This window comes from Streptomyces geranii (assembly GCF_002954775.1).
Classification (GTDB): Bacteria; Actinomycetota; Actinomycetes; order Streptomycetales; family Streptomycetaceae; genus Streptomyces; species Streptomyces geranii.
The window spans coordinates 289,502-302,670 of sequence record NZ_PJME01000004.1; the positions used below are offsets into that span (position 1 = coordinate 289,502).

Genomic DNA, 13,169 nt, shown 5'->3' on the forward strand with positions numbered 1-13,169 from the left:
CTGTTGGTCAGCTGCTGGTCAGCTGTTCGAGGAAGTGAGGCTTCTGGCTGTCTCCCGGATGGTCGGGTGGCGGTACAGCTCGCGCAGACGCAGGGACGGCAGCCCGCGTGCGCGCAGTGCCGCGCCGATGCGTACGGCGAACAGGGAGTTGCCGCCGAGTTCGAAGAAGTCGTCGTCCAGGCCGACCGGCCTGCCGAGGACCTCGGTCCAGATCTCTAGTAGGCGATCGGTGAGGTCGTCGTCCGTGGCGGGGGCGGCGTCCCGCGTCGGCGCGACGGGGGTCACGGGTGCGGGGAGTCGTGCCGTGTCGAGTTTTCCGTTGGCCGTCAGGGGGAGTGCGTCCAGGGCGGTGATCGTGGCGGGGAGCATGTGGTCGGGCAGGATGCCCGCGGCCCGTTTGCGGATCGTGGACGGGTCGCCGCCGGCGAGGACCACGTACGCGTGGATGCCGGCGGTGGCGGCATCGGCCGGGTCGTCGCGGCGCACGGTCACGGCTGCGGTCCGTACATCCGGGTCCTCCAGCAGGACGGTGCGGATCTCGTCGAGTTCGATCCGGAAGCCGCGGATCTTGACCTGGCTGTCGATCCGCCCGAGGTGTTCGAGTCGCCCGTCGGGGCGCAGCCGCCCGAGGTCGCCGCTGCGGTACATCACTCCGCCGGTGAAGGGGTCCGGCACGAACCGACGGAGCGTCAACTCCGCCTGGCCGAGGTATCCGAGGGCGACCCCGGCGCCGCCGACGCAGATCTCGCCTGCCACGCCGGGTGGCAGGAGTCGGCCCGCGTCGTCTGTCACGTACAGGTGCCAGCCGGGCAGGGCGTGACCGACGGAGCGGGTGGCGGCGAGGGCCAGTTTCCGGGTGAGGGTCTGCTCGGTGACGTGGACCGTCGTCTCGGTGATGCCGAACATGTTCACCACGCGGCAGACGGACTCCGGGTGCCGGTCGAACCACGGCAGCAGCATCCGCGCGTCGAGCGGCTCGCCGCCGAACACCACCAGACGGACCCCGACCCGGGTGTGGTCGAGGGCCAGCAACTGGCCGAAGGCCGACGGGGTCTGGCTCAGCACGGTGACCTTCTCGGACAGCAGCAGGTCGCGGAAGCTGTCGGGTTCCCGGGAGACGAAGTACGGCACCACGACCAGCCGTCCGCCGGTCAGCAGGCAGCCCCAGATCTCCCACACGGAGAAGTCGAAGGCACTGGAGTGGAACCACGTCCACACATCCGACCCGCCGAGTCCGTACTCGTCGCGGGTCGCGTCGATCAGGGCGACCACATTGCGGTGCGGTACTTCGACGCCCTTGGGGCGGCCGGTGGAGCCGGAGGTGTAGATGACGTAGGCGGCGGTCTCGGGAGCGACGGTCGGGAGGGTGACGGTGTCGCGGAGCTTCGGCGTCGCGTCGAGCAGGTCGTCGGGTGTCACGGGCACACAGCCCGGTACGTCCGGGAACTCGGGCAGCCGGGTGATCACCACACCCAGTCCCGCGTCCCGCGCGGTGTGGGCGATGCGGTCCGCCGGGTAGGCGGGGTCGACGGGCACGTAGGCCGCGCCGGTTTTCAGCACGGCGAGCAGGGAGACGACCAACTCGGCGGTGCGCTCCAGGCACACGCCCACCCGGTCCCCGGACTCGACGCCCCGTTCGCGCAGGCCGTGTGCCAGGAGGGTGGCTCGCTCGTCGAGTTCGCGGTAGGTCAGTCCCGCGCCGCCGTCCGTCAGGGCGATGCGGTGCGGCGTCGCGGCCGTGATCCGCGCGAACGCCTCCGGCAGGCTCAGCTGTGTGGTGACCAGACGGCGGGGCGGCCGGCCGAGCGCCGCGACACGGTCGCGTTCGGCCTCGTCCAGCAGTTCGACGTCGTGGACCCGGGTCTGTGGCGCGCTCAGTATGTGCTGGTGCACGCGTACGAGGTGCTGGGTGAACTGCGCGGCCATCTGCGTGGAGACGTGGGTGCCCAGGTGGTCGCAGCGCAGTCGCCAGCCGTCGGTGTCCTTGAAGACGGACACGGTGAGGGGGAACGGAGGCGCCAGGCAGGGGACGTACGCGCCGGGCACCTCAGCCTCGTCGAAGAGCAGGCCGACGAGCGCGGGACCCTCCGCGGGTGAGGGCCTCAACTCGCCGAGTGTGGGCGCTTCTTCGACGGTGAGGGAGCCGTGGTCCGTGCCGATGACGGGGGTGCTCTCGGGGTCGTAGCGGCGCAGGGTGACGGCGAGGGCCGCGAGCCAGGTCGCCTCGTCGCCGCCGTCGGTGAGGGAGAAGAGGTGGGGGACCGTGGGGCCGCCGTCCGCCAGGCCCCAGGCGGGCGCGGGGGCGGGCGGGGTCGCCGGTGCGTCGGAGGCGTCGTGGTCGGTTCGCGGTGCGACGGAGTCACCGGCCGTCAGCCGTCCGAGGGCCGTACGGTCCCAGCGGTCGCGTGGGGCCACGACGATCAGGTCGGCCACGCCGTCGGCGTACCGGAGCAGGACCCTGCGTATGTCCTGGGCCGGGCGGGCGAGTTCGGCCTCTCGGCGACGCTCGGCGAGCGGGTCGGTAGCCGGTACGGGGACGTCCTCGGTCCACAGCCCCGGAGCTGCCGCCGGGGCCTGGGAGCGGTCCGAGCGGACGCGCACGGCGTGGCAGCGGGCTGCGGGCTGGAGGGGGCCTGACACGGTGGTACTCCTTGTCGTTCAGGGGAGGTCGGACGGTGTGCGGGCTCGGTCAGCGGATGCTGAAGCCGCCGTCCACGGTCAGGACCGATCCGGTGATCTGCCGGGATTCGTCCGAGGCCAGGAACACGATCGCGGCGGCGACGTCCTCCGGCTCGATCAGCGCGTTCATGGGCTGGGCCTCGGTGAAGGTCTTCTCGTGCTCGTGGACCGGGACTTCGAGTGCCCTGGCGATCTCGGCGAGCATCCGCCCCTCGGCCCCCGCGTCATCGCGGACCGAGCCCGGGCAGACCGCGTTGACGCGGACCTTCGTCGGCGCGTAGTCGAGTGCGGCGGCCTTGGTGAGGCCGACGACGGCGTGTTTGGCGGCGACGTAGGCGGCGAAGTGGCGGTAGCCGACGAGCCCGGCGGTGGAGGCGACGTTGACGATGCTGCCCGCGCGCCGGGCGCTCATCGCCTTGCCGACCTCGCGGATCACCCGCCAGGCCCCGGAAAGGTCAACGTCGATCATCAGGGACCACTCGTCCTCGTCGATCTCGTGCACCGGCTTGCCCGAAGGGGCCGCGATACCCGCGTTGTTGACGGCGACATCGATCCGCCCGAACCGGTCCTCGGCCCGCGTCACCGCCTCCCGTACGGCACGCAGGTCGCGGATGTCGGCCGTGGTGGTGAGGACGGCGGCGCCCGCCTCCCGGCACAGCGCGGCCGTGTGCTCCAACTGGCCCGGTGTGCCCAGCGGGTAGGGCACGCCGGGCAGGTCGGCGCAGATGTCCAGGAGGGTGAGATCGGCGCCCTCGGTGGCACAGGCGACGGCCGCTGCCCGGCCCAGTCCACGGGCGGCACCGGTGACGAGGACCGACTTGCCGTGCAGACGCATGGTGAACTCCTTGCAGAATCAGGCGCGTTGGGGGAGCAGTTGGAGCAGGGCGGGGAGTACGGGGCTACAGGACCGTCGAGACGATCAGCCGGACCAGCGCGGGCGCGGCGTCGGTGAGGTACATGTGGCCGCCGGGGACCTCGACGTGCTCGAAGTCCCGGCCGGCGACCTTGCTCCAGGACTCGGCGTCGTCGTAGCCGACGAGGTCGTCCTCCTCGCCCCGGACGACCGTGAGCGGGGAATCCAGCGGGAGGCCGGTGGAGGGCGTGTAGTTCTCGTGCATCTCTACGTCCGCGCGCAGGGCGGGCAGGATCATCTCGCGCATCTCCGGGTCGTCCAGGGCGGGATGGTGGTAGCCGGCGAACTCGCCTACCTGGGCGAGGAACTCCTCGTCGGACAGACCGGTGGCCCGCCGCTCGCGCCCCCGGGCCGGTTCGGGCGACCCGCTGACGAACAGGTGGACCAGTTCGACGCCGGGCTCGGCGGCCAACCGGTGGGCGAGTTCGTAGGCGAGCACCGCGCCGAGGCTGTGCCCGAACAGGGCCACCCGGCCCCCGTCCGAGCCGAGCCGCTCCCGCAGTTCGGCCATGAGGCCGTCGACGGCCTGGTGGGCGTCCCGGTAGGGCTCCTCGTCGATCAGCCGCTCCCGGCCCGGCAGTTGGAGCGCCACGATCTCCAGAGAGCCCCCGGCCAGTGCCGTCCAGGGCCGGAAGAAGGAGGCGCCCGCCCCGGCGTACGGCAGGCAGATCAGCTTGGTCGTGTCATGCGTGGTCATGGGTGAGGGCCTCTCCTTGTGAGTGGGGTGCTTCGTGCGTGCCTTGTGGGCGAGGGGTTCCGGAGCGAGGGTCGGACGCGAGCAGACTGGCCAGCTCCGCCGCCTCGACGGCGATGCGCAGCGCCCCGGCGGCACGGTCGGGGCCGGGCAGCCCGGGGCCGACCGGCATCACGTTGAGCGTGGTGGCGCCCGCCTCGGCGAACGCCGTCATCCGCTCGGCGATCCGCTCACGCGGCCCCAACAGCGAGGTGGCGTCCAGGAATTCGAGCGGTACGGCGGCCATGGCGCCCGGGTAGTCACCGGCCAGGAACCTCTCCTGCACGGCCCGCGCCTCGGCGCCGTAGCCCATGCGCTCGGCCAGCTGCGTGTAGTGGTTGTCCTCCCGGCCGCCCATGCCGCCGAGGTACAGCGCGGCGTACCCCCGCACCCGGCGTGCGCAGGCCCGCCAGTCGGGGCCGGTCACCAGGGGTACGCCGGGGGCGATGTCGAAGCCGTCGAGGGTGCGCCCCGACTTCGCGAGGCCGGCCTTGAGGGGCCGGAGCTGCCGGTCGGCGTGGGCGGGGGAGAAGAACACCGGGAGCCAGCCGTCGGCGATCTCCCCGGCCAGCTCCAGGTTTCTCGGCCCCAGGGCGGCGAGGTAGACCGGGATCCGCTCGCGCGGTGGCCGGATGGTGAGGGCGAGCGCCTTGCCGGGGCCGTCCGGCAGCGGGAGCGTGAAGTGGCGGCCCGCGTACTCCAGGGGCTCGCGGCGCAGAGCGCGGCGCACCAGATCGACGTACTCCCGTGTACGGCCCAGCGGTGAGCCGAATCCGACGCCGTGCCAGCCCTCCGAGACCTGGGGCCCGGACACACCGAGGCCGAGTCTGAGCCGACCGCCGGAGAGGGTGTCGAGGGTGGCCGCGGTCATCGCCGTCATCGCGGGCGAGCGGGCCGGGATCTGCAGGACCGCGCTGCCGACGTCGATGCGGCTGGTGCGGGCGGCTATCCAGGACAGCAGGGTGACGGCGTCGGATCCGTAGGCCTCCGAGACCCACACCGCCGAGTAGCCGAGGTCCTCGGCGAGGTTGGCGAGCGGGAGGCTGGAGGCGTCGTTGCCGCCGACCCAGTAGCCGAGGTTGAGGCCGAGCCGCAGGGTGGGGCGCGGGGTGGGGACGGTCATGGGGGCTCCTGTGGGGCGGGCGCGCGGGTCGTCCGGGTGTCGCGGACGCGGTCGGGTCAGCGGCTCGTGCGGGCGCGGTAGCACCAGGTCGACAGGGTGACGAAGACGGCGATGAGCAGCGCCGAGCAGGCCGCCGTGTACAGCGCGGGATGCTGGGCGGGCCAGTCGTGCGGCACCCGGAAACCCGGCGGGGGAGTGTTGCCGAAGAAGTGGCGCAGGGCGTTCGCGAGCGAGGTGATCGGGTTCCAGACGGCCACGGTGGACAGCGGGCCGGGCAGCGAGGAACCGGAGACGAACGCGGAGGAGATGAACGTCGCCGGGAACAGCCAGATCAGGCCGAGACTGCCGGCCACCTGGGCGTTCGGCGTGACGAGGGCGACGAACACGCCGATCCAGGACATCGCGAAGGAGAACAGCAGCGCCAGCAGGAACCCGGCGGCCACCTCGAACGGGCCGGCGTGCGGGCGCCAGCCCATCAGCAGCCCGCAGGCGGTGGTGACGGCCATGCTCGCCACACAGGTCGCCAGGTCGGACGTGGTCCGACCGAGCAGCAGCGCCACCCGGGAGATCGGCAGGGTGCGGAAGCGGTCGACCATGCCCTGCTCCAGGTCCCTGGAGAGCCCCACCGTGGTGAAGGTGGTGGTGAAGGCCACCGTCTGGGCGAGCAGCCCGCCCAGCATGTACGAGCGGTAGGCCGGGCCGCCCAGGCTGTTGCCGAAGACGTACCCGATGAGCATGGCGTACACGACCGGCTCGACCAGACACGTGATCAGCAGTCCCGGAGTGCGCCGCAGATGCAGCAGGTTGCGCAGGGCCAGGTCGGCGCTCTCGGCGAGCACGCGCAGGACGGGACTCCGGCGGGCTCGGGTGGGGGAGGCGCCGGTCGGCGGGGCGCCCTGTCCAGAGGGGCTGGCCGTTCGCGTGTCGGTGGTCGCCGTCATAACGCCGCCCCCTGTCGGTTGCGGCTGGTCAGGCCGAGGAACACGTCGTCGAGGGTGCAGCGGCTGAGGCCGATCTCCAGCACCTCGACCTGCTCGCCCTCAAGTGCGGTCAGGGCGCGGGCCAGTGCGGCCCGGCCGTCGGCGGCCGGCGCCTCCACGCGCCTGGCCCGCCGGTCCACCGTCGGGGTGGCGCCGGTGGCCTCCCGTACGGCGCGTGCCGCCGCGTCGAGCTGGCAGTCCTCGGCGACACACACGACGAGCCGGTTGCCCGCGGTCGCCTTCAACGCGTCGCTGGTGCCCTCCGCGACGACCCGGCCCCGGTCGATCACGGTGATCCGGTCGGCGAGGCGGTCCGCCTCCTCCAGGTACTGGGTGGTCAGCAGGATGGTGGTGCCACCGGCGACCAGTTCGCCGACCGCCTCCCAGGTGTCGAGCCGGCTCTCCGGATCGAGCCCGGTCGTGGGCTCGTCCAGGACGACCAGGGGCGGGGAACCGACGAGCGCGGCGGCCAGATCCAGCCGTCGGCGCATACCGCCCGAGTAGGTACCCGCCGGGCGGCCCGCCACGTCGGTGAGGCGGAAACGAGACAGCAGGTCGTCCGCCAGACGGCGGGCCGTACGGCGGCCCACACCGCGCAGTTTCGCGATGAGATACAGGTTCTCGAACCCGGTGAGCAGTCCGTCGACCGTCGAATACTGGCCAGCTATTCCGATCGTGGACCGGACCTTTTCCGGCTCCGCCGTCACATTCCAGCCATTCACCAGAACGTGGCCGGAATCCGGCTTCAGAAGGGTCGTCAGAATCTTCACCAGCGTGGTTTTTCCGGCTCCGTTCGGACCCAGAAGTCCCAGGACCTCGCCCGGATGTACCTCCAGGTCTATACCACGCAGGGCATGGCTCTCCCTGAATTTCTTTCTCAGTCCCTGTACGGCGACGGCCGACGTGATTGGGGTATGCACAGATCCGTTCTACGGCCACCGGTGATCGAAGTCGATCATGAAGCGTTCAAGGTTTCTTGTGTGTCTCATGGCATTTCTTGGCGATTTCGTGAATGTATCGCTACTGGTTCGAGGACCGTCATTCCGTACGGTTTCCGTCGTGCGAGAATTACTCACGACACTGAGGGAACAGGCAGCGCGTAATCCGCAGCAGCCGGCCGTGACCTTCGTCTCCGACTTGAACGACCTCAAACGATCCGTGCGCACCCGCGCAGAACTCGATCTGCATTCCAGGCGCATCGCCTCCTGGATACAGGAGCGGCTCTCCCCGGGCGACCGGGCCCTCCTCCTCTATTCCCCGGGAATCGAGTTCGCCACCGCCTTCTCCGCCTGTGTGCACGCCGGTGTCATCGCCGTCCCGGCACCCTTGCCGGGCCGCTACCGCCACGAGCGCCGCAGACTCGCCGCCATCGCCCGCGACGCCGGGGTGCGCGCCGTCCTGACGCAGGAGAGCGATCTCCAGGACGTCGAGAAGTGGATCGCCGAGGAAGGCGTCGTCGGCGCGGTCTGCCACCCGACCGACGCCGGGGACGGAGACCCGGACGCCTGGACCGCCCCCGAGGTGTCGCCCGACACCCTGGCCCTGCTCCAGTACACCTCGGGTTCGACCGGCGATCCCAAGGGCGTCATGGTCACCCACGGCAACCTGGCCGCCAACGTGGACCGCATGGCCGCCATGTTCGGCAACGACAGCAACACGACATACGGCGGCTGGATACCCCTGTACCACGACATGGGGCTGATCGGCCTGCTGCTGCCCGGCCTCCTGTGCGGGAGCGGATACGTCCAGATGGACCCCATGTCCTTCCTGCGCCGCCCCTACCACTGGCTGCGCATGCTGGACGCCTGCGACGTCAACTTCACCGCCGCACCCGACTTCGGCTACGAGATGTGCGTACGCCGGGTCACCGACGAGCAGTTGGCCACACTCGACCTGTCCCGGCTCAAGGCGGCCGACGGCTCCGAGCCCGTCCGCGCCGACGTGGTCACGGCCTTCACCGAACGGTTCGCCGCCGCCGGACTGCGGCCCGACGCGCTCATCCCCGTGTACGGCCTGGCCGAGGCGACACTCATGGCCTCCGGCACCTCCGGCCGGCCGGCCCGGTGCACCGATGCCGACGCCGCCGCCCTGGAGAACCGCGAGCTGAAGCCCGCCACCGGCACGCGGCCGTCCCGCGTCCTCGTCGGCTGCGGGGCGCCGAGCGGATCCGACGCGCTGATCGTCGACCCCGACACCGGCGACGCCCTGCCCGACGGCCGCATCGGCGAGATCTGGCTCGACGGCCCCTGCGTCGCCGCCGGTTACTGGGAGAACGACGACGCCACCGACGCCACGTTCCACGCCCGCACGAGCGACGGACGCGGCCCGTTCCTGCGCACCGGCGACCTCGGCGGCCTGATCGACGGCGAGCTGTACATCACCGGCCGCCGCAAGGACGTCCTCGTCCTGCACGGACGCAACCTGCACCCCGCGGACATCGAATACGAACTGCGCTCCCAGCACGAGGAGTTGGCCGGTCTGCACGGGGCCACCTTCATGGTCGGGCACGACGACGCCGTGGCCACCGCCCCCGCGATCGTCGCCGTGCACGAGATCCGCGCCCACTGGGGTGCCGAACGGCTCGGCGAGATCGCCGTCGACATGAAGCAGACCATCGCCCGCGAGTTCGGCGCACCGGTCGCCGCCGTAGCCCTCGTCAGGCCCGCAGGCGTACGACGCACCACCAGCGGCAAGGTCCAGCGCTCCGCGATGCGCGCCCTCTACCTCACCGGCGAACTGGACACCCTGCACCTCGCCGAGGACCCACTCCTCACCGCCGCCCTCGCCGACCACCGGCGGGTGACCGCACGATGACCACCACGGCCGACCTGGAGACCCTGCTCGCCACCCACGAGGACGACGTCCTCGCCCCCGACACGCTCGCCGGACTCGACGACCGCGAGGAGTTCCCCGACGACGCCGTCCGCCTCCTCGACGCCGCCGGACTGCCCGCCCACTACGTCCTCACCCCCGACGGCGACTTGAGCCGCACGGTACGACTGCTGCGGGCGGTCTCCCGCCGCGACCTGACCGTGGCCATCGCGCACGGCAAGACGTTCCTCGGGTCCGCCCCGGTGTGGGTGGCCGGCACCCCGGACCAGGCGGCCCGGCTCGCCGAGCGCGTACGGGCCGGCGAGGCGGTCTGCTGGGGGCTGACCGAGCGCGACCACGGGGCCGACCTGCTGGCGAGCGAGTTCGCGGCGGTGGCCGACCCGGACATGAACGCGGCCGATGGCACCGGCACCGACAGCGGCACCGACACTGGAAATGCCAACGGTCATGAAGACACCGGCAACGGCGGCAGTGTCGGCTGGCGGCTCACCGGCGAGAAGTGGCTCATCAACAACGCCACCCGCTCCACCCTCGCCTGCGTCCTCGCGCGCACCGACCCGGCGGGCGGCGGACGCGGCTTCAGCCTCTTCCTCGTCGACAAGAACCAGTTGCCGGAGGGCAGTTGGCGCAACCTGCCGAAGATCCGGACGCACGGCATCCGTGGCGCCGACATCAGCGGGTTCGCCCTCGACGACGCCCCGGTGCCGGCCGACGCACTCGTCGGTGAGCGGGGCGACGGGATCGCCGTGGTCCTCAAGACGCTCCAGCTCACCCGAATCGCCTGCACGGCGCTCTCCCTCGGCGCAGCCGACCACGCCCTCCGCCTGGCCCGCGACTTCGCGACGGGACGCGAACTGTACGGCCGCCGCCTCGCCGACGTCCCACATGTCCGCCGCATCCTCGGCCGGGCAGCCGCCGGCGCACTGACCGTCGAGGCCGTGAGCCTGCTGTCCGCCCGCTCGGTGCACACCCTGCCCGGTGAACTGAGCGCGATCTCGGCGCTCACCAAGGCGTTTGTCCCGACCCTCACCCAGAACACCCTCACCTCCCTGGGCGAACTCCTCGGCGTACGCGGCTTCCTCACCTCACCGCCCGGCGACGGCTTCGCCAAGCTGGAGCGCGACCACCGTATCTGTGCGATCTTCGACGGCAGTACGGTCGTCAACCGAGCCGCCCTTCTGAACCAAATGCCGCGCCTGGCACGGAAGTTGAGCCACCGCCGCACGGACGCCGAAGGCCTGCGAGCAGCTGCGGACCTGACCGCCCCCCTGCCGCCGTTCGACCGCGACCGGCTGACGATGCTGTCGGTGACGGGATGCAGTGCGGTGCAGGCCCTGCCTGACCTGGCGGCGCGCATACGTGACCAGGGACCACCGCGGGCGGCCCCGCTCATCGACCGACTGCTTGCCCAACTCGACCGCCTGGAAAGGGAGTCGGCCGACTTCGTCCCGGTCGCGGGCGGACTGCCCAGCACGGCGTTCGGCATGGCCGAGACCTACGAACGCGCCTACGCCGCTGCCGCCTGCCTCCTGCTGTGGCTGGAGAACCCGCCCCTGCGCACGGGCCGACTCGGTGCGGACGGCCTGTGGCTACGGGCCTGCCTGACCGTCCTGCTCGACGAGGAGGGCGGCGACGGCAGCCAAGGCAGCGGCGGCGGCGATGACGGCAGCCACGACACCGACCACGGCGACGGGACCCACGGCAGTCACGGCGCCGATGACAGCGACGCCACCGCCCTCTTCGACGCCCTGGCCGACGTCGTACTCACCACACCCGCAACGGAGTTCACCCTCTGGGGAGGTGCCGCATGACCATCACCACGACCGGCCTCGCCCCCAAACGCGCCGACGAACTCGAACACCTCCTCGGCAGCCTCGCCGACCCGGCCAACCCCACCGGCGCCACCGCGATCCTCGCCGCCGACGAACGCGCCGAGATGCTCACCGCCGGAGAGTCCCTGCTGCACTCCTACGGCCTGAACGCCGAGTTCGTCCCGCCCGAACTCGGCGGACGTCTCGAACGGGCCGACCACCTCGCCGAGGTGATGCGCTCCCTCTACCGCCGTGACCCCGCGCTCGGCCTCGGCTACGGCGCCAGCTCGCTCATCGCCGGTGTCACCCTGTGGACCGCGGGAGCCGCACCCCAGCGCGAACACGCCGCCCGCCTGCTCCTCGACGGCCACCGAATCGCCATCGCCTTCCACGAACTCGCGCACGGCAACGACATGGCCGGCACGGAGTTCGAGGCGACCGCCGCACCGGACGGGCTGCGCCTGAGCGGCCGTAAGGAGGTCGTCACCAACATCGCGCGCGCCGACGCCATGGTCGTCCTCGCCCGCACCGACCCCGGCTCAGGGCCGCGCAGCCACTCCCTGGTCCTCGTCGACCGCGCGAGCGCCGACCCCGCCCGCCTGACCGATCTGCCGCGCTTCAGCACCGTGGGCATGCGCGGAGTCCAGCTCGGCGGGCTGCGCTTCGACGACCTGCCCGTGCCCGCCTCCGCCGTCCTCGGCCCGGTCGGCTCCGGCCTTGAGACGGCCCTCAAGGCCCTCCAGATCACCCGCACGGTCCTGCCCGCGATGGCCACCGGCATCCTCGACACCGGACTGCGCCTCACCGTCGACCACCTGAGCGCGCGCCGACTCTACGGCGGCCCCGCCACCGCCCTCCCGCACGTCCGGTCGGTGCTGGCCGGGGTCTTCGCCGACCTGCTGCGGGCCGAGGCCCTCGGCGCGGTCGGGGCCCGCGCGCTGCACCTGGTGCCCGGTGCGGCGAGCGTGTACGCCTCCGCGGTCAAGTTCGAGGTGTCCCGGCTGCTGCTGGAGGCCATGGACCGGCTCGCCGAACTCCTCGGCGCCCACTTCTATCTGCGCGAGGGCCCGACCGCGCTGTTCCAGAAGCTGCTGCGCGACCTCGCCCCCGTCGGTTTCGGCCACATCGCCCGGGCCGCCTGCCAGATGAGCCTGCTCCCGCAGCTTCCCCTGCTGGCCCGCCGCACCTGGACCCGGCACGGCACGGCAGCCCCCGCCGACCTGTACGCTCTCGCGGAGCCGCTGCCGCCGCTGCCGTACGACCGGCTGGCCCTGCACGCCGGGGGCCGCGACCCGATCGCCGGTTCGCTGCACACGCTCCTCGACGAGCCCTGGGCGCCCGAGGACGCCGACCTGCGGGACGCCGTCGCCGCCGATCGCGCGAAACTGGCCCAACTTGCCTGTGAGTGCGGTCAGTTGTCGCCGGTGGAATTGGGTGTCGGCGCCCGCCCCGAGTACTACGACCTCGTCACCCGGTACGTCCGCCTGCTGTCCCGGACCGTCTGCGTCCAGGTCTGGCGGCACGCCGAGCCGGGGAACTTCCTCGCCGACCCCGCCTGGCTGCGCGCGGCCCTGCACCGCTCGGCCCGCGAGCCGCACCGGCCGGGCCCGCTGCCCGCCCAGGTCGAGGACACGCTCCTCACCGAACTCCTCGACCGCCGCGACACCGGCCGCTCCTTCGGCCTGACCGGAAGACCGCTCGCCGTCTGAGGCCCACCGGCCACCTCAACTCCGTAACTCCGTAAGCGGTCCTGCCCGTTCGCCCTCGTCGACGCGGCTTCGCCGCCCCGCGCCCCGGACCGCTCCTCAACTCCCCCCTCCGAGAAAGCGAACCCCCCTCATGACCGCTGGCAACCGTGACGTGCACACCTGGCTGACCGAGCGCGTGGCGACCTATCTGCGCCGTTCGCCGCAGGACATCGACACGTCCAGGCCGCTGGCCGACTACGGCCTGGACTCCCTGACGGCGCTGGCCATCACCGCCGACATCGAGGACGAGTTCGAGGTGACCGTCGACGACGCGCTGACCTGGGACCACCCCACGGTCGACGCGCTCAGCGCGGCCCTGTCGGGGCTGGTCGGCGAGAAGCGGGTCTGAC

General features: G+C 72.0%; 10 protein-coding genes. 4 read left to right on the top strand and 6 right to left on the bottom strand.

Annotation, left to right across the window (positions count from 1 at the left end):
- Window positions 1–18: 18 nt before the first annotated feature.
- From CW359_RS08300 to CW359_RS08325, 6 genes are all read right to left on the bottom strand, one after another.
- Window positions 19–2,640 (bottom strand): non-ribosomal peptide synthetase, encoded by a 2,622-nt coding sequence (locus CW359_RS08300; protein WP_105969119.1) that lies wholly within the window; start codon window positions 2,638–2,640, stop codon window positions 19–21.
- Between the two features lie 49 nt (window positions 2,641–2,689).
- Window positions 2,690–3,514, bottom strand: coding sequence for an SDR family oxidoreductase (locus CW359_RS08305; protein ID WP_105969120.1), 825 nt, complete (start codon window positions 3,512–3,514; stop codon window positions 2,690–2,692).
- A gap of 64 nt (window positions 3,515–3,578) precedes the next feature.
- The gene (locus tag CW359_RS08310) at window positions 3,579–4,289 is read right to left on the bottom strand and encodes a thioesterase II family protein (protein ID WP_105969121.1); all 711 of its coding nucleotides are present in this window, start codon (window positions 4,287–4,289) and stop codon (window positions 3,579–3,581) included.
- Entirely contained in the window at window positions 4,276–5,448 is a 1,173-nt protein-coding gene (locus CW359_RS08315; RefSeq protein ID WP_105969122.1) for an LLM class F420-dependent oxidoreductase, read from the bottom strand. The genes CW359_RS08310 and CW359_RS08315 overlap by 14 nt, the downstream gene beginning before the upstream one ends.
- Window positions 5,449–5,504: 56 nt before the next feature.
- A complete protein-coding gene (locus tag CW359_RS08320; RefSeq protein WP_105969123.1) occupies window positions 5,505–6,389 on the bottom strand; it encodes an ABC transporter permease in 885 nt (294 codons plus the stop codon).
- Complete coding sequence (locus tag CW359_RS08325) at window positions 6,386–7,348, bottom strand: ABC transporter ATP-binding protein (RefSeq protein WP_198655132.1); 963 nt, start codon at window positions 7,346–7,348, stop codon at window positions 6,386–6,388. Before CW359_RS08325 ends, CW359_RS08320 begins: the two co-directional genes overlap by 4 nt.
- Before the next feature lie 139 nt (window positions 7,349–7,487).
- Between CW359_RS08325 and CW359_RS08330 the strand changes: the two genes are divergently transcribed.
- The 4 genes from CW359_RS08330 to CW359_RS08345 all read left to right on the top strand — a co-directional run bounded on the left by CW359_RS08330 (window position 7,488) and on the right by CW359_RS08345 (window position 13,168).
- Window positions 7,488–9,242 carry a fatty acyl-AMP ligase gene (locus CW359_RS08330; RefSeq protein WP_105969124.1) on the top strand — a complete coding sequence of 585 codons (1,755 nt, stop codon included), beginning with the start codon at window positions 7,488–7,490 and terminating at the stop codon, window positions 9,240–9,242.
- A complete protein-coding gene (locus CW359_RS08335; RefSeq protein WP_105969125.1) occupies window positions 9,239–11,071 on the top strand; it encodes an acyl-CoA dehydrogenase family protein in 1,833 nt (610 codons plus the stop codon). The genes CW359_RS08330 and CW359_RS08335 overlap by 4 nt, the downstream gene beginning before the upstream one ends.
- Entirely contained in the window at window positions 11,068–12,780 is a 1,713-nt protein-coding gene (locus CW359_RS08340) for an acyl-CoA dehydrogenase family protein (protein WP_105969126.1), read from the top strand. The genes CW359_RS08335 and CW359_RS08340 overlap by 4 nt, the downstream gene beginning before the upstream one ends.
- A 130-nt stretch (window positions 12,781–12,910) precedes the next feature.
- A complete protein-coding gene (locus tag CW359_RS08345) occupies window positions 12,911–13,168 on the top strand; it encodes an acyl carrier protein (RefSeq protein ID WP_105969127.1) in 258 nt (85 codons plus the stop codon).
- Window position 13,169 lies beyond the last annotated feature (1 nt).